The following is a 16,538-nucleotide window of genomic DNA, read 5'->3' as shown; positions in this document are numbered from 1 at the left end:
CAATGTAAACATTGAATGGTCGACAGAACGAACGGAAGCATGAAAATGACGAACACAGCGACAACCGTCAAGGTCGATCTGGGCTGCCGGACCGTCGAAATCCCGAAGGACGGCCTGTTCGACCGCTACCGGATGGATGTGCCGCTCGACAAGGTCGCCGCCGACCCGCGGGTCCCGAGTGTCGACTTCTTCCGCACGCTTCCGAAAACGCAGGTCCAATCGCCGATCGGCACGACAAGGACACCGAACTTCTACTACGCGATGTCCTCCGCGCGTTTGACCATGGTGGCCCCGAGCAGGGCGATCCGTAAGCGGATCCCAAAGGAGCTGGCGCCGCTGGAAATCGCACCCGGGTTCGGGCTGGTGTCAGTGATGGCGTTCCGCTACGACGTGTGCGACATCGATTTCTACACCGAGGCGGCTGTGGGTGTGGCGGTTCGCCCGGCGCGCCACGGCGGACTTACCACGGCCGCTGCCGATCTGGTTGCCGCCCTCGGTGACGATCACCTGCACTCCTATGTGCTCTCACTTCCGGTCAACACCGACATCGCCCAGGTGCGCGGCCATGACGGGTACGGGTTCCCCAAGTGGGTCACCGATCTCGATGTCGGCATCGACCACGCACGCACCACGGCCCGCATCGCCAACGCGGACGGCGGCGTCGACATCGCCTTCTCCGCCCCCACCCCGGAGCAGAAGACGTTCGAAACGGGCACGAACGTCTCCACCCTCACCTCGTACACGAAGCGAGACGGATCCTGGCACTCGACCCTCAACCAAACCAACGTCCTCGCCAGCGGAACGTCGTTGTTTCCTCGCGGATTCGATCTGACTCTCGGCGAGGGCAGGATGTCCGACGACCTACGCGCACTCCGGCCCATCCGCACGATCAGATTCGATGCCACCACCTCGGCTCAGGCCGCTCTGCACATGCCGGTCCCGGTCTCGGTTCGCTGACACCTCGTATCGACCGAACATCTCAGGAGTACACCGACATGACCACAACGACCGACACCTCCACAGATCCCCGCGCGGCGCTGCCTGCCACACTGACCACAGGATTACTCGAACGGCTGACAGAACGAGTTACGGCCTCGCCCGACGCTCCCCGCTCGATCACCACTGCCCCGTACACCGGTTCACCACTCGCAGACTTCCCGGTCTCGGCCCCGGCTGACGTCGACGAAGCATTCGTTCGTGCCCGCCGCGCCCAGGCGAGATGGGCAGCGACTTCCGTAGCGGAGCGTGCCAGCGTGTTACTGCGTTTCCATGATCTGGTCCTGAAGAATCAGAACACCGGGCTCGACCTGATGCAGGCTGAGAACGGCAAGACTCGTCGCGATGCGTACCTCGAGATCGCCGACGCTGCCATCGCCGCCCGCTACTACGGCCGCACCGGACCGAAAGTTCTTGAACCCGAACGTCGCCGGGGGGCTCTGCCCTTTCTCACCCGCACGTCCGAGCTGCACCACCCGAAAGGGGTGGTGGCGATCATCTCGCCATGGAACTATCCACTGTCGATGGCGGCGACGGACGCCATCGCCGCACTGATGGCCGGAAATGCTGTGGTGCAGAAGCCCGACACCCAGACCGCGCTGACCGCCTTGTGGGCCATGGACCTGATGTACCAAGCGGGCCTACCGGCCGATGTGTGGCAGATGGTGATCGGCCGAGGCAGTTCGATCGGGGACCCACTCTTGGCGAACGCGGACTACATCATGTTCACAGGGTCCACGGCGACCGGTCGAGACATCGCCCGCGGCGCGGGCCAGCGGCTGATCGGGGCGTCACTCGAACTGGGCGGCAAGAACGCGATGCTCGTCCTCGACGACGCAGATCTCGATCGGGCGGCCGAAGGGGCCGTGCGCGCTGCGTTCCCGTCGGCAGGACAATTGTGCGTCTCGGTGGAGCGCCTGTATGTCGCCGAGTCCGTACACGACGAGTTCGTTGCCAAGTTCGTTCAGCGAACCTCTGCCTTGACCATCGGAGCCTCCTACGACTACGGGGTCGACGTCGGGAGCCTCACCACCGACAAACAACTGAAGACAGTGTCGGCTCATGTAGACGACGCCGTCGCGAAGGGCGCACGCCTTCTGGCCGGAGGGAAGCCACGTCCGGACCTGGGGCCGCTGTTCTACGAGCCGACCATCCTCGCCGACGTCACACCAGAGATGACGTTGCACACGGACGAGACGTTCGGTCCGGTCGTCTCGATCTACGCCGTCGCAGATGACGACGAGGCAGTTGCACGGGCAAACGACACCGTCTACGGACTCAACAGCAGCGTGTGGGGTCGCGACGCCACCCGCGCCCGCTCAGTCGCTGCCCGATTGCGTTCGGGGACCGTGAACATCAACGACGCCTTCGCCGCGGCATGGGGCAGCATCGACTCGCCGATGGGCGGAATGGGCGATTCCGGCCTCGGGCGTCGGCACGGTATCGACGGCATCCTCAAATACACCGAAGCCCAAACCATCGCCCACCAGTCGCGATTCGGTTTCTACCCACCAGCGGGAATCCCCTGGAACGCATGGGCACCCGTGGTGAACGCCGCGCTACGCATCTGGAAAACCATCGGCGCACGCTGACAAACACCGCCTGCCAACCGATTTCGACCACCACCACAGGAGAGGCAAGATGAGCACCGTCACCCCCACCATGCGAGCGATCGTCGTCGACGATAAGAAGAACCTCGCCGTAGAGGAAGTACCAACCCCAACGCCCGCACCTGGCGAGGTCCTGATTCGCGTTGCCGCCGCCGGTATCAACCGCGGTGACGTGATGCAACGGCAGGGGGACGGCGGGTCGGTGCACGCCCGGGCCGTTGTGCTCGCCGCCGGGGCGCGGTACCGCAAGTTGGCCGTTCAGGGGATCGAGGCGCTGGAAGGAACAAGCGTGTACTACGCCGCAACGCATCAGGAAGCACGGATATGCGGCACCGACCCGATAGCCATCGTCGGTGGCGGCAACTCCGCCGGCCAGGCCGCCGTCTTCCTCGCCGAGCACGTCTCACAGGTGCACCTGCTCATCCGCGGCGATGACCTCGGGAAGAGCATGTCCCGATACCTGGTCGACCAGATCGAACACCATCCGCGGGTCACCGTGCACCGGCACACCGAGATTCGTGCGGTCCACGGCGAGAAATACCTCGAAGCAATTGCAGTCGAGGACAATCGCACCGGCGACCAGGACACGATTCGGGTGCGCGCCCTGTTCGTCTTCATCGGGGCGGTACCGCACACAGGGTGGCTTGCCGACGCGATCGCACTCGACGACCACGGCTTCGTCCTCACCGGTGTGGACGCGATCCACGCACGAGCGGACGGCAGCCTGCCAATCAACGGCGGCCTGTCCAGGACGCTCGAAACCAGCCTGCCCGGCCTGTTCGCGGCGGGCGACATCCGCCGCGGTTCGGTGAAACGAGTCGCATCCGCCGTCGGTGAAGGAGCGATGGCCGTACGCCAAATCCATGAATACTTCGAAAGGAGCTGACGACATGCCAGTAATGGGCACCGTGAAATTCCAGCGGTTCTTCAGGGCAGCGGCCGGACTGCAGGTCGACCGGAACGATCTCAAGCGCTATACCGATTTCATCGACGACAAGATCTACGACGTGATCCTGATCGGGAAAGCCTCCGCGAAAGCAAACTTGCGCGACGTGATCGAACCGTGGGACCTGCCGATCACCAAGGGATTACAGGAGAGCATCCACCGGTTCGAAAAACTCGACGAGGAGATCGAACTTCAACCGCTGCTCGATCAGCTCACGGCCCGCCCGCCCTTGGACGTGGCCCTCTCAGAGGAGACAGAGCAACGACTGCCGCTGATCGCAGGAGGGTTGAGCGTAGCGCTGGCGCAAACCTTCGCCACGGTCGAACCGGACCGCAAGAACCCCGGCACAGCCCAATGGACAGTCGCCTTCGACATCTTCCACCTACTTCTGTGATTACCACCCGTCCCGGCTGACAGCGCGTCTGAGTTCGAATATGCTGTCCGGCTGCGAAAATACCGGTGCGATTCAGAACTGCCTGTCAGTTGGCGTCGACGACGGATGATTTCCGGCGAGAGGTGCGGTTTCCGCGCTCGATTCTCGAGCAGCGAGAACTCCAGTGAGGGACTCGATTACAGCCCTCAGATCCTCTGCCGTGAGCGAGTTCGGCTTACACGCCGAACCTCTGACACCGGTAGTCCGCGTGGCCAGGCGGCGAGCAGAACTTGTCGATCGCCGATCACTCCTTCGGCTCATCTGAGAACCTTTCGTCTTCACTTTCTCGATCCCCGCATCGGGCGGGCCCTGAGCACTTCTGGGCGCGCACAGCTCAAGGCCCGGCAAGGAGACCAGTGAGGGTGGTATGGCCTTGCCTTGACGAACACCCGCCCGATTGTTTGCCCCCTCGAACGGAACGGGTGCCCCCGACCCGACGAAGGTTATTGCGCACTGCTTGTAGACGACAGGGTCGAAAGTCCCAGTTCCATTGTGATGAGCAAGCTTTGACGGTAGCCGAAGTGTTCTCCCTTACAGCCGGTTCGGTGTGTGCACGAACACCGACATCGTTCGCAGCGACTCCGACGAACGAGCACCCGCGATGTTCGATGCCCGATCCACCCGGAAACATCGGGAAAAGACCTATTTTGCAAAAGCATTCGGAACAGACGTCTGCAAACCAAATACCAGGCACGGGTCACCTTTCCAGGCACCGCGGCTACTGCGCCGCTAGCGTGACGACCAAGATGTTCACCTTGCCATGCAAACGGCCATGTCACTTCTTGGCATCGAAGGCGACTGAACATGATTTATACCGATCGCACTGTTTATGGTTGAAGATGTGCGGACGACATGAACGTCGACTTCGCACGGATAGTGGGTCATCGGTGTTGTGTGCTCAATGCCGACGTCGGTCATACGCCCCGACTCGCACACGCAGAGTCGGGGCTCCGGCGGATCCGTTGCCGCACCGCCGCTACTGACGAAGTGCCGTACCGCGCCGCCCGCTTCGAATCGAGGCCGAAGGCGGCCACCGCTTTTGTCGGGACCAGGCAAAGCAGCGATCTTCAGGGACCGGAACACTTCCCCAAAGCTTCTGGCACTCTCGGTTGCAGAGTGCTAATTCGTGTGGTTATCATGTTCTCGCACAGTAAGTTCGGTCAACCGCCACAGTGGCGGTGACTTTTCTTTTCACGACATGGGAGGTGTGTTGCTGTGCTTCGTTTCGATCCTTTCACCGACATCGACGCGATCACCAAGTCCGTACTCGCCGCGGGAACCGGCAACGGACGCAGTCCACGGTTCATGCCGATGGACCTCTACAAGGTCGAGGACCAGTACGTCCTGCACGCCGATCTTCCCGGCGTCGACCCAGGATCAGTGGACGTCCGCATCGACGGCTCGACTCTGACGTTGACCGCGCACCGCACCGCCCTCTCCGAAGAGGGTGTGAGCTGGCTGGCGAGTGAGCGTTTCGCTGGAACATACAAACGGCAGCTGTCCATCAGCGACGACATCGACGCCGAACAGATCGAGGCCTCGTACGACAACGGCGTGTTGACGGTGACGTTGCCGATCGCAGAGAAGGCGAAACCGCGGAGGATCGAGGTCTCCTCCGGACCACCCTCCCGAACCGATAACGCCGGATCGACAACACAGGTGCAGATCGAAGCCTGATCCGCCTGGCCCGAACACCGCTTGATTGTGGGGTGACTCCCGAGGACACGCGATGGGTTCTCGGGCCTCACCCACCATCGCTTCGATCTCCCACTGCACACCCGTGGCGCACACCGGTCCATCCACCACACGAAAGAATCAGCGCGAGAACCCTTTAGCTGCCATGACTGCATCCACCATCCCCCCGCACGAGCAATCCGACAACACCGAATCCCGCGCGCACACTCCACCCGATTGGTGGGATCACCACCGTCCTATCACCAGCGATGAATACAGCGACATGGCGTTGATGCTCGGTGCACTCTCGATACTGACGTTCTGGATGTTCGGCCTCGGCATCCTCCTCGGTGCCGCCGCCATCGGAACCGCCCTGGTAGCGCGCCGACCCGACACCCCCGGACGCGATCTGGGCGACAACACCGCCGGCGTGGTCGGGATCCTCACCGGCATTGCCGGAATCGCCTTCGGCGCCGTCTTCCTCACTGCAGCACTACCCCACCTGTAGAAAAACCGAATTTTGCACTAGTGGAATCGAATTGGTGCTTGTAGCAGGATCTCACAAGATCTGAAATCCGTCCCACCTTCAGGCGATGGCGGCAGCCACTATCCCCGCGCCATATCGACGAATTTCGAGAGGTGAAGTTGGTGCGCCACAGTGATTGTCGCGGTCGGGCCGTTACGGTGCTTACCCAGAATCAGGTCGGCTTCACCGCCACGGGGATCGTCTCGCTCGGTCGCGTCGGGGCGGTACAGCAGAATCACCATGTCGGCGTCCTGCTCGAGCGATCCGGACTCACGAAGGTCGGCGACCTGCGGACGCTTGTCGGTTCGCTGCTCGGGACCACGGTTGAGCTGACAGATCGCGACAACCGGAACTTCGAGCTCCTTCGCCAAAAGCTTTAGGCTACGTGAGAATTCGGAGACTTCCTGCTGACGGGACTCGACCTTTTTACCGGAGCTCATCAGCTGGAGGTAGTCGATGACGATCAGGCGAATGTCGTGTTTCTGCTTGAGCCGCCGCGCTTTTGCGCGAATTTCCATCATGGTGAGGTTGGGGGAGTCATCGATGAAGAGCGGCGCCTCACTGATCTCACTCATGCGACGCGCGAGCTTGGTCCAGTCGTCGTCGGTCATCTTTCCGGAGCGCATGTCGCCGAGCTTGATCTTTGCCTCTGCGGACAGCAGACGCATGACGATCTCGGTTTTGCTCATTTCCAGGGAGAACATGACGCTGGCCATGCCGTGCGTGATGGAGCAGGAACGCAGGAAATCCATTCCGAGCGTGGAATTGTGCGTCGGGACCATCGAATGACCGGCCAGGTACATGTGGTCGGCGTTGTCGACCTCGACGCAGCGAACCGGAACACTCGCAATTGGTCGAACATCGACAATGTAGCGCGACCCGCTGCGCGCAGTGCTTTTACTCGCTCGACGCTCCTTGTGCAGCATCGCTTTCCGCGTAAGACCGAACACTTCGTCATCAGTCGAGAAGGTCAAGGTGAATGCAGTCGACGAAGCCTCGGTGCGACCGTTGACTCGCTTTGTGCTCATTTGGCAGCGATAGCCAAGACTAACCACTAATTCCTGGGCATCGCGGACGAGGCGCTCGTTGGTTACCGAAAACTGAACGGAGCCACCGGCAGTCACAGTTCCATCAGTGTCGAGAAGCCCCGCAAGAACCGCACGACGCTGCGCCTCTGACCCACGGAGATACTGGACAGGGATGTGCTTGTTGCCCAGAACACCGACCGTACGTAGGCGTCCTTGAACCGTGCCGTACTCATTGCGGCACTTCTGGCACAGTCGCAGCCCGATCGAAGGTCCACCACAGTGTGAACAAGTTGGCGCAGGTACAGGGTCAGACATGAAACGTGCTTTGCCGCCGCATGATTGACCGCACGTTCGCACCTGACTGGTGAACGGCACGAAGCTCTTTCCGCACACAACGCAATCGCGCGGAGCGACGGGATCTTCCGGGGCTAATTGAAGGCTGTAGCGCAAATGCGCCGACCTGGACGGAACTGCAACCAAGCCTTCGGCCTCGATCAACATGATGATCTCAGGATCAGCAGTGGTGAATTGTGCGCAGGCAGTAGAACCGTCACCTAGCCAAGCGCCAAGTGTGTATGGCGGGACAAGGAGATCCTGCGTTGGTAGGTCGAGCGGCTTGGCATTCACGACAGAGTGATTAACGCGGCCATCCGCCGTTGCGCATCGCACCGTCGATGCGATCTCCGCCGTGGTTCGGACCTCGGCGAATGTCTTTTGATTCTTATAGCGGTTGTAACCTGTCTTGGCGTTCTGCGCTGAACGGCGCGAAGCACGCGTCTCCGTCAACCACTGATGCTGCTCGTCGGCCACCAACACTGTTCCATCGGAAAACTCGACCTCGTAGCAAGGACGGTCAACCATCACGTCGGTAGCGGCAACAACCCGCGTCGGCTTGCCGTGGTTGTCGATCAACAGATCGCCGACAGCAACGTCACCCATCGTGGTCCAGCCACTGGGCGTCGCGAGGGGAGTATCGAGGGCAAGCGCCTTGCCCACACCAGGACGGGCCGCGACGATAATCATCTGACCAGCGTGAAGGCCGTTGGTGATCTCGTCGAGATCCTTGAATCCGGTGGGCACACCGAGGGAAATTCCGCCGCGGCTGGCGATGGAGTCGATCTCGTCCATCGTGGGCTGGAGGAGCTCGGTGAGGGGTACGAAGTCCTCGGTGGTTCGACGCTCGGTGACCTCGAAGATCTCGGCCTGCGCGCGGTCGACAACCTCGGCCACGTCCTGGCCCTCGGTGCCGGCGTAGCCGTACTGGACGATGCGCGTACCGGCGTCGACCAGACGACGCAGCACGGACTTCTCGGCCACGATCTCGGCATAGAAGGCGGCGTTGGCGGCTGTGGGCACTGTCTGGGTCAGCGTCACCAGGTAGGCAGCACCACCGATACGGCGGAGCTCACCTCGACGGTCGAGCTCGGCGGAGACCGTCACCGGGTCGGCGGGCTCGCCACGGCTGTAGAGGTCCAGGATCACGTCGTAGACGGACTGGTGAGCGGGCCGGTAGAAGTCACCCGGGCGCAGTACCTCGAGGACGTCAGCGATGGCGTCCTTGCTCAGCAGCATGCCGCCGAGCACCGACTGCTCGGCAGTCATGTCCTGAGGTGGCTGGCGTCCGAACTCCTGGTCGGGCTCGGCCTCGGGAGGGCCCGGGTAGTCCGGCCCCGAGAAGTCGGAAGGTCCTCGATCATCTACAACAGCCACAAGCGAGACCTTCCCGTAAAACACTCGACGACACTGCCAGAAACCGCAGCGCCCTCATCATTTGTACCTGCCCCCACCGACATCCCCTAGCCGCATTCGGCCGGGCTGTAGATAGACGCCGAGATGACGTTAGGGACTAGTAGGTCCGCATACAAACCGGACTGTGGATAAAGCTGTGGATGCTTTGTGGAAACTCCCGCCCCACGGTGTGCACCGCCTGTGGAGCATTTGGGGACTACTTTGCTTAGTAACTACAAAAGACCAGGTAGATGGCTATCCACAATTTCACAGGCCTGTTGATGAAAATAGTTTTTCCACAGTCGGCGCGTCGGTGTGTCGGGCGTGTTGCCTCGCCCGATTCGTCACTGATCACCAAGTCGAACATCACAGTGTGAGAGTTATCCCCAGGTCCGATTCGGGACGCTGTCAGGCGGCACACCGCACCCCGAAACAAAACGTCGGGCCCCGCACACCGAAGTGTGCGGGGCCCGGCGAGACGAACAGTCGACTATGCGCCGACGACGTTCAGGTTGAACTTGGCAACCACATCGGGGTGCAGGTTCACGACCACGGCGTGCTTGCCCGTGTTCTTGATGTGAGCCTTCGGCAACACGATGGAGCGCTTGTCGACAACCGGTCCACCGGCAGCCTTGATCGCAGCAGCGACGTCAGCGACGGTAACCGAACCGAAGAGCTTGCCCGAGCCACCGGCGGTCTTGACCGTCAGCGTTACGGACTCGAGGCCCTCGATAGCTGCCTTGAGCTCCTTGGCGTGATCCAGGCCGCGCACAGCGCGCGCTTCCTGTGCACGACGGATGCCCTCGACCTGCTTCTCGGCGCCACGGGTGGCGACGATTGCCAGTCCGCGGGGGAGCAGGTAGTTACGGCCGTAGCCGTCCTTGACCTCCACGGTGTCGCCAGGCGCACCGAGGTTGTCCACGTCAGCGGTGAGGATGAGCTTCATGTTCTTTCCTCCCTTTCCTTAGCGAGCCACGGTGGCGTAAGGCAGCAGTGCTACCTCACGTGAGTTCTTGACGGCAATGGCAACGTCGCGCTGGTGCTGGACGCAATTGCCGGTGACACGGCGAGCACGGATCTTTCCGCGATCGCTGACGTACTTACGAAGCAACGTCGTGTCCTTGTAGTTGATCTGCGTGTTCTTCTCTTTGCAGAAGGTGCAGACCTTCTTCTTCATAACCTTGTCGCGCAAGGGCGGCTTCGGCATGTCTTTGCTCTTTTCTGGATGTTCCTGATCAGGTACGGATCAGAAGGGCGGTTCGTCGCTGCCCGCACCACCGAAGGAGCCCGAAGCCTGAGGCGCACTGCCCCAAGGATCGTCTCCACCCGAAGGTGCAGCGCTCGGACGTCCGCCACCCGATCCGCCGGAGGAACCGCCGAAGTTGCCGCCTCCACCGCCGCCACCACGGTTGGCCTTGTTGACCTTTGCCGTGGCGTACTTCAGTGAAGGACCGATTTCATCGACTTCGAGCTCGACGACAGTTCGCTTTTCGCCCTCGCGAGTTTCGTACGAACGCTGCTTGAGCCGGCCGCTCACGATTACTCGTGAACCACGGGTCAAGCTCTCCGCGACGTTCTCGGCTGCTTCGCGCCAGATGTTGCAACGCATGAACAGCGCATCGCCGTCTTTCCATTCATTGGAATTACGGTCGAAGGTGCGGGGCGTGGAAGCAACCGTGAAGTTTGCAACCGCGGCACCCGCCGGGGTGAAACGAAGTTCAGGATCAGCCGTCAGGTTTCCGATGACGGTGATGATGGTGTCGCCAGCCATGTGGTTCCTCCTGCATTGATGTAAGACCGTTGGGCGCGAGAGTAGAGCTCGCTACCGACAGTAATTACTTGTTGTGGCGCAGAACCTTCGTGCGCAGAACCGACTCGTTCAGACCGAGCTGACGATCGAGCTCAGCGACGGTGGCGGGAGTGGCGTTGATGTCGATCACCGCGTAGATACCTTCAGCATGCTTCAGGATCTCGTAGGCGAGACGACGCTTACCCCAGACATCGACCTTGTCGATCGTGCCGCCGTGCTGGCGCACAACATTGAGGAACGTATCCAGTGAAGGAGCAACAGTGCGCTCGTCCAGGCTGGGGTCAAGGATGACCATCAATTCGTAATGACGCATAAGACCTCATCACCTCCTGTGGACTAAGTGAAAACGGCCACGGACTATCCGTGGCAGGAGGGTCGTTGCGTCAGCAACCCTCGTAGGTTACACGAGGGGCCTTGACCAGGGAAATCGTCCCGGCCCTCCGGGAAGACCACCAGATCGATGCGCGACGCGTGGTGCAGACGCATCACCCCGCGAGCCACTGCGCCCCCTAGGGTGAGAATCATGCGAACAGACCGCAAGACCCCGGCGTCGATCCTGGCGTTGGTCGTCGGATTGTGCGGGCTGACGATGGCGCTGGGCTATTTCAACAAGGCCAGATGCGGCGGTGCACCGTTCGCGCCCGACGGACGAAGCCTGAACTTCGACGTCAACAAGAACATCGACGTCTGCTACTCCGACATTCAGTTGCTCTGGCTCGGACGAGGTATCGATCAGCATCTGTTCCCCTTCGTCACCGGAGGGATAACGCCCGAAGGATTCCTGACCGGCGGAACCGTCGAATACCCGGTGCTCAGCGGAATTCTGATGTGGCTGGGCGGTATCGGCTCACACACCGACACCGATTTCCTTCTGCACTCGGCCCTGATCCTGGCTCCTTTCGGACTGCTCACGGCGTGGATGCTCGGCAAGATGAGCGGCGCGTACGCGCTCGTGTGGTCGGCGACTCCGCCCCTGGTTCTGTACGCATTCCACAACTGGGAGCTCCCGGTGGTGGCCACCAGCGTCGGCGCGATCTTTCTGATGACGTTCGAGCGGATCCCGCTGCGAACTCGCGCGGTTCTGGCGGCCGTCATCCTGGCGATCGGTTTCTGTTTGAAGCTGTACCCGGGAATGTTCGTGCTGCCGCTCATGGCCTACGTGCTTCTACGCAGCACCGAAGGCAAGCGCTACGACGTTCGTGGAGCGCTGATGACGGCGGGCGCGGCGATCGTCACCGTCGTCCTCGTCAACCTGCCGTTCGCCCTCATTTCCTACGAAGGCTGGCGCGCGTCGTTCAGCTTCCAGGAGAAGCGAAGCGCCGACATCACCACCAACTCGGTGTGGTTCTGGGGTTTGCGCCCCTTCTACGGTTTCGGAGTTCGCGAACTCAACGCCGACTACGACGCACTGGTGAGCATCCTGTCTCCGGTGATGATCCTGTTGTCGTTCGCGCTCGCGATGTATCTGGGTTGGCGCCGCTACGTCCGCGACGGCTACTTTCCGTGGATTGCAGTCAGTGCCGCGATGCTGTGCGGATTCGTGTTGCTGCACAAGGTCAATTCACCGCAGTACACACTGTGGATCCTGCCTTTCCTCGTACTGTTCAAGATCCGGTGGTTCTGGATCGTCGCCTATCTGATCGCCGACGCAGCGTTGGGTATCGGCATCTTCCGGTACTTCTACCAACTGGACATGAATCTCGATCCGAGCAAGTACGAGGCCGTCGTCCAGGCGAGCGTGTGGGGCCACGTCGTCCTGCTCGCCGTGTTCTTCTTCTTGTTCCTGCGAGTCCCGTTGCGGTATCCGCTTGCCGGTGGGACCGATCAGATTGCCAACTCCGACAACAACCTTCCGACTCACTCACGGGAGCACGCCTGATGACTGCATCATGGTTCGAATCACCGACGCTGACCGGTGATCGTGTCCGACTCGAACCCCTGGGCGTCGCGCACACCGACGCTCTGCTCGCGGCGGCCGACGACCCGGCGATCTTTCGTTGGACCGCATCGCCCATCACCGATCGGGAACAGGCACAGAAGTACATCGCTGCAGCAACCGACGACCCTAATCGGATCGCCTTTGCGCAGGTGAACATCGTGACGAACGCCGTGGTCGGCACCACGTCCATGTACCAGATCGACCCGGTAAACCGCAGTCTTGCAATCGGATACACGTGGTTGTCGCGATCGGTTCAGGGAACCGGGATCAATCCCGAATCGAAGCTGCTCCTGCTTCGTCACGCCTTCGACCAGCTCGAAGCCGTACGCGTCGAGTGGCACACGGACGAGTTCAACGAACAGTCCAGGGCCGCGATCGCAAAGCTCGGCGCTCAGTTCGAGGGCCTGCTGCGCAAGCACCGACGCCGCGCCGATGGCAGTTGGCGTACAACAGCGCTGTTCGCGATGACCGACGACGATTGGCCGACCATCGCACCTCAGCTCGAGACACGTACCCGAAACTAGCGATCACCTGCACTCTTCGGCCAAGTCCATGCCAAGATTCACCTCATGAGCGATCAGGGTGGGTACGGGTACCAGGGCAATCAGAATTGGCAACCGTCTCCGTACGGGCAGCCCGATCCGTACGGCAGGCGGCCGACGAACACACTCGCGGTGCTCGCCCTCGTCTTCGCGTTCCTCATCGCGCCGTTGGGGATCGTCTTCGGGCACATCGCTCGCGGCCAGATCAAACGGACCGGCGAAGAAGGCGACGGACTCGCCCTTGCCGGACTGATCATCGGCTACATCTTCACCGCACTCGGCATCCTGGCCGTGATCGTGTGGATCGCGTTCTTCGGGCTGCTCGCCGCCGCTTTCGGCAACGCCGCGAACGAGGCGAGTTCGCGGAGTCTCACCTATACGACGCCGTACTCGTACTCCACGACCACGACTCGGGCACCGAGTGCACCCACCACAGCGCCGAAAACGACGACGCCCCCACGCGTCACAACCTCGATCGGACCAGCGCCGACCGTCTCGGGCACCAACCGTCAGGGCTTCATCTCCGGCGGCCCCAGCTGCAACTCCACCAATCCTGCCGTCGCCATCGCCGTCACGACCGGATCACGAATCGTCATCTGCGAAACCGGAGTCGGGCGTTACTACTACAAGGGTCAACGGCTGAGCGACGGCGCCACCATCGAACTCGACGATCCGACGCCCACCGGCAACGGATTCACCGTCACCAACAAGGACGTGACGTACAAGCTCACCTCCGCCGGACTGGTGATCACCGGCAGCGGAGGCGAGCTGGGTCGGGAACCGGCGCTCGAGTTCTGGATGAACTGAAGCGCGTCAGCCGGCACACGGATCCTGATAGGGAACACCGGGCAGGTACCGCTCCCATTCGGCTTCCGTGATGGGAGATCCTGCGGTGCGGCACAATCGATCAACGACGCCGTCGGGGTCGATTCCCCACAAGCGAACGGTCTTGTCCGACCCGCTACCCGCGATCATGTCACTCTCGCCGGCGAACTGAGCGTCGTTGACGCGACCCGGGTAGGCGGACAGCGTCGCAAATCGTGTTGACTGCGAGGGCGTCTCGATATCCCAGAGCCAGACGGTTCCGTCGCCGACACCGGCAGCGAGCCGATCACCGGCGCGGTTGAACGAGATCGAATAGATTGCGCCCTCGGGGCCGACGAGACGAGCGAGTTCCTCGGGTGCCGACGGTGTGCGTACGTCCCACACGGCGACACCATGATCCGCACTTCCAGCGGCCAACAGCGTTCCGTCAGCGCTGAAAGACACTGCTAATGCGTAGCTTTCGAATCCACCCACCGTCGCCGCCACCCGGGGCGACGCTGCGTTCGACACGTCCCACAGATCCACTTCGTTCTTGGCGTTCGCGATCGCCAAGATCTCGGTACCTGGCTGAAAGGCCATCATCTGCGGGTAGGAGCCGACATCGGTCAACGACAACAGTTTCGGAGCCGACGGGTCGGAAACGTCGACCAACGCAATACTGTTGTCGTCCTGCGAGGACACCGCCAGCAGATCTCCGGCGGGATTCAGTGCGACAACCGCCACGATGCCCTTCACATATACCGCAGGCTCGCCGTAGATACGTGGCGACGCCGGATCAGTCAGGTCCCAAAGATATGCACCGCCGCCGCCGGTGCCGCTCACAGCCAGGTTCCCGTCTGCCGACACCGCCGACGCACCGCTGAAAGTGTCGGCCCCTTGCGGTTTCAACTCCGGCATCACCGCGGGGCGATCGAGATCCTCGGTGTTCCAAGCCAACATCGCGCCACCCCTGGCACCGACGCCGGCCACCAGACGCGAGCCGTCCGCGGCAAAGGGACTGGTGAAGATCGTGTCCCGAGCTCCCGCCCAGACCGGACCCGGAAGAGCCCACACGCGAGTCACACCGTTGAGTCCCCCGGTGACCAGATTGCGGCCGTCATCGCTGTAGTCGACTGTGGTCACCGCCCCACTGTCCGGAGGTGTTTCGATCAATGCCCCGGTTCGGGGGTCCCACACGCGCACGGAGTTGTCGGAACTTCCTGCGGCAAGACGTGTTCCGTCTTTGCCGTAGTTCAGTTCGTTGACGTAGCTGGAAAATCCCGTCAGTGCCTGCAGGGGAGTGGGGCGCGCCGGATCGCTCATGTCCCACCGAACCACCTCCCTGCCAGTGGTTCCCGCCGCGAGCTCACGTCCGTCCGGGCTGAAGGCAACGCCGAGGTAGTGGACGGTGGTGCCGTTGGGCTCGGTCGCGAAGATCGGCGCCGGTTCCTCACCCCACTTCGCGACGTCCCACACGCGCAGAGTCGCTTGACGCCCGCCCGCCACGAGGAAACGTCCGTCGGGGCTGAACGTCGCGGTGACAATGCCGTCAGCTGGATGCGGAAGAGCAGGCAAAGCAACGGCATTCGTGGAGGTGTCGATGTTCCATCGCAGGACGTCGGGCGTCGAGGTACCGGCGACCAGCTTGGTTCCGTCTGGGCTGAACTCCATGTCCTGCACTACGCGTTCACCGTCGACGGGAAGTGTTCCACGGACCGGATTCTTCGGGTCCGACACATCCCAGAGTGCAGCGCCGCCGGCACCACCGGTCGCAAGGAGCCGTCCGTCCGGGCTGTAGGCGACGGCAAAGAGGGCCGTGCCCTCCGAGACTCCGAGGAACTCCGCCTGCGGAACGGCTGAGGCAACACCGTCCACCATCGGATAAAGCCTGACCTTCCCGTCCGAACCACCCACCGCCACAACAGTTCCAGCTGGGTTGATCCGGGCCTTCATCGCGCCGGGCGGTCCGATGATGCGAGTAGCCGAATGAACGCCCGACGCATCCAGCAATGCCGAGCGGGCTTCGGTCGTTTCGTTGACCGCAAATGCCGCCAGAGCAAGCTGCGACGCCAGCGACGGATCCCGCTCACGCATCCTGATCGACTCGGTGGCCACCTGACGCGACATCGCCTCGTCGCGCGCAGTATCTGCTTGGACACGTTGACGATTGGCGCCGATACCGGCGACGGTGGCAACCACCGCCAACACCAGAGCGATCACCGACGCGGCTGCCAGCGCAGTCACGAGCCGTCGTAGCACGCGTGTACGTCGGCGATCGGCAAATTCCTGCTGATCACGATGCTCGATGCTCGCGGCGAGGTACTCCCGCTCGGTGGCATTGAGGTCGGCGGCGCGGGTCCGACTCGGTTCCAGTGGGAGCCCGAGTTCGCCCGAACGCAGCCATTCTTCCGTCAGATGAAGACGTGCGGGTCCGAGCAGCGCGCCGGGGTCGCGTCCACTGTCTTCCCACACCTGCGCCGCGTAGGTGAACCGGCGATGCAC

Annotated in this window: 15 protein-coding genes; 9 read left to right on the top strand and 6 right to left on the bottom strand. The window is 62.1% G+C overall.

Going from position 1 to position 16,538, the window contains the following annotated elements; all coding sequences use genetic code 11:
• Positions 1 to 45: 45 nt before the first annotated feature.
• The 6 genes from ASU23_RS30725 (at position 46) to ASU23_RS30700 (ending at position 6,167) form a co-directional block, all read left to right on the top strand.
• A complete protein-coding gene (locus tag ASU23_RS30725; RefSeq protein ID WP_058039357.1) occupies positions 46 to 957 on the top strand; it encodes an acetoacetate decarboxylase family protein in 912 nt (303 codons plus the stop codon).
• 38 nt (positions 958 to 995) lie between these two features.
• On the top strand, positions 996 to 2,588 hold the full coding sequence (locus ASU23_RS30720; protein ID WP_058039356.1) for a succinic semialdehyde dehydrogenase: 1,593 nt from the start codon (positions 996 to 998) through the stop codon (positions 2,586 to 2,588).
• 49 nt (positions 2,589 to 2,637) lie between these two features.
• Positions 2,638 to 3,492, top strand: coding sequence for an NAD(P)/FAD-dependent oxidoreductase (locus ASU23_RS30715; protein ID WP_301336409.1), 855 nt, complete (start codon positions 2,638 to 2,640; stop codon positions 3,490 to 3,492).
• Between the two features lie 13 nt (positions 3,493 to 3,505).
• Positions 3,506 to 3,946: a DUF1931 family protein gene (locus tag ASU23_RS30710; RefSeq protein WP_024487875.1), complete on the top strand. Its 441-nt coding sequence runs from the start codon at positions 3,506 to 3,508 to the stop codon at positions 3,944 to 3,946.
• Between the two features lie 1,254 nt (positions 3,947 to 5,200).
• Positions 5,201 to 5,662, top strand: a complete 462-nt coding sequence (locus tag ASU23_RS30705; protein ID WP_042448063.1) for an Hsp20/alpha crystallin family protein — start codon at positions 5,201 to 5,203, stop codon at positions 5,660 to 5,662.
• Positions 5,663 to 5,825: 163 nt separating this feature from the next.
• Positions 5,826 to 6,167: a hypothetical protein gene (locus ASU23_RS30700; RefSeq protein WP_233272429.1), complete on the top strand. Its 342-nt coding sequence runs from the start codon at positions 5,826 to 5,828 to the stop codon at positions 6,165 to 6,167.
• Positions 6,168 to 6,265: 98 nt separating this feature from the next.
• On the opposite strand, the gene dnaB is transcribed toward ASU23_RS30700, so the two are convergent.
• From dnaB to rpsF, 5 genes are all read right to left on the bottom strand, one after another.
• A complete protein-coding gene (gene dnaB / locus ASU23_RS30695) occupies positions 6,266 to 8,923 on the bottom strand; it encodes a replicative DNA helicase (RefSeq protein WP_058039354.1) in 2,658 nt (885 codons plus the stop codon).
• Between the two features lie 508 nt (positions 8,924 to 9,431).
• Positions 9,432 to 9,887 (bottom strand): 50S ribosomal protein L9, encoded by a 456-nt coding sequence (gene rplI / locus ASU23_RS30690; RefSeq protein ID WP_007735531.1) that lies wholly within the window; start codon positions 9,885 to 9,887, stop codon positions 9,432 to 9,434.
• Between the two features lie 18 nt (positions 9,888 to 9,905).
• Complete coding sequence (gene rpsR / locus ASU23_RS30685) at positions 9,906 to 10,148, bottom strand: 30S ribosomal protein S18 (protein ID WP_003941245.1); 243 nt, start codon at positions 10,146 to 10,148, stop codon at positions 9,906 to 9,908.
• Positions 10,149 to 10,187: 39 nt separating this feature from the next.
• Positions 10,188 to 10,712 (bottom strand): single-stranded DNA-binding protein, encoded by a 525-nt coding sequence (locus ASU23_RS30680; RefSeq protein WP_003941248.1) that lies wholly within the window; start codon positions 10,710 to 10,712, stop codon positions 10,188 to 10,190.
• A gap of 64 nt (positions 10,713 to 10,776) precedes the next feature.
• Entirely contained in the window at positions 10,777 to 11,064 is a 288-nt protein-coding gene (gene rpsF / locus ASU23_RS30675; protein ID WP_003941237.1) for a 30S ribosomal protein S6, read from the bottom strand.
• A gap of 210 nt (positions 11,065 to 11,274) precedes the next feature.
• On the opposite strand from rpsF, the gene ASU23_RS30670 reads away from it, so the two are divergent.
• From ASU23_RS30670 to ASU23_RS30660, 3 genes are read left to right on the top strand one after another with little or no spacing between them, the layout of a single operon-like run.
• Positions 11,275 to 12,630, top strand: a complete 1,356-nt coding sequence (locus tag ASU23_RS30670) for a glycosyltransferase family 87 protein (RefSeq protein WP_058039353.1) — start codon at positions 11,275 to 11,277, stop codon at positions 12,628 to 12,630.
• Positions 12,630 to 13,214 carry a GNAT family N-acetyltransferase gene (locus ASU23_RS30665; RefSeq protein WP_058039352.1) on the top strand — a complete coding sequence of 195 codons (585 nt, stop codon included), beginning with the start codon at positions 12,630 to 12,632 and terminating at the stop codon, positions 13,212 to 13,214. Before ASU23_RS30670 ends, ASU23_RS30665 begins: the two co-directional genes overlap by 1 nt.
• A gap of 45 nt (positions 13,215 to 13,259) precedes the next feature.
• A complete protein-coding gene (locus ASU23_RS30660; RefSeq protein ID WP_003941240.1) occupies positions 13,260 to 14,039 on the top strand; it encodes a DUF4190 domain-containing protein in 780 nt (259 codons plus the stop codon).
• A 6-nt stretch (positions 14,040 to 14,045) separates the two neighbouring features.
• On the opposite strand, the gene ASU23_RS35015 is transcribed toward ASU23_RS30660, so the two are convergent.
• A complete protein-coding gene (locus tag ASU23_RS35015; protein ID WP_234552212.1) occupies positions 14,046 to 16,538 on the bottom strand; it encodes a WD40 repeat domain-containing protein in 2,493 nt (830 codons plus the stop codon).

Source organism: Rhodococcus sp. KB6, from assembly GCF_001445685.1.
In the GTDB taxonomy this organism is placed as follows: domain Bacteria; phylum Actinomycetota; class Actinomycetes; order Mycobacteriales; family Mycobacteriaceae; genus Rhodococcus_F; species Rhodococcus_F qingshengii.
Note: the sequence above shows the minus strand (reverse complement) of the source record. Positions and strands in the feature narration are given on the sequence as shown.

What these genes read in the sequence shown, in the direction of transcription:
- ASU23_RS30660 (WP_003941240.1), top strand. Translation starts at nt 13,260, where the DNA reads ATGAGCGATCAGGGTGGGTACGGGTACCAGGGCAATCAGAATTGGCAA.
- ASU23_RS30710 (WP_024487875.1), top strand. Translation starts at nt 3,506, where the DNA reads ATGGGCACCGTGAAATTCCAGCGGTTCTTCAGGGCAGCGGCCGGACTG.
- ASU23_RS30720 (WP_058039356.1), top strand. Translation starts at nt 996, where the DNA reads ATGACCACAACGACCGACACCTCCACAGATCCCCGCGCGGCGCTGCCT.
- rplI (WP_007735531.1), bottom strand. Translation starts at nt 9,887, where the DNA reads ATGAAGCTCATCCTCACCGCTGACGTGGACAACCTCGGTGCGCCTGGC.
- ASU23_RS30665 (WP_058039352.1), top strand. Translation starts at nt 12,630, where the DNA reads ATGACTGCATCATGGTTCGAATCACCGACGCTGACCGGTGATCGTGTC.
- ASU23_RS30715 (WP_301336409.1), top strand. Translation starts at nt 2,638, where the DNA reads ATGAGCACCGTCACCCCCACCATGCGAGCGATCGTCGTCGACGATAAG.
- ASU23_RS30700 (WP_233272429.1), top strand. Translation starts at nt 5,826, where the DNA reads ATGACTGCATCCACCATCCCCCCGCACGAGCAATCCGACAACACCGAA.
- ASU23_RS30725 (WP_058039357.1), top strand. Translation starts at nt 46, where the DNA reads ATGACGAACACAGCGACAACCGTCAAGGTCGATCTGGGCTGCCGGACC.
- ASU23_RS30670 (WP_058039353.1), top strand. Translation starts at nt 11,275, where the DNA reads ATGCGAACAGACCGCAAGACCCCGGCGTCGATCCTGGCGTTGGTCGTC.
- ASU23_RS30680 (WP_003941248.1), bottom strand. Translation starts at nt 10,712, where the DNA reads ATGGCTGGCGACACCATCATCACCGTCATCGGAAACCTGACGGCTGAT.
- rpsF (WP_003941237.1), bottom strand. Translation starts at nt 11,064, where the DNA reads ATGCGTCATTACGAATTGATGGTCATCCTTGACCCCAGCCTGGACGAG.
- rpsR (WP_003941245.1), bottom strand. Translation starts at nt 10,148, where the DNA reads ATGCCGAAGCCGCCCTTGCGCGACAAGGTTATGAAGAAGAAGGTCTGC.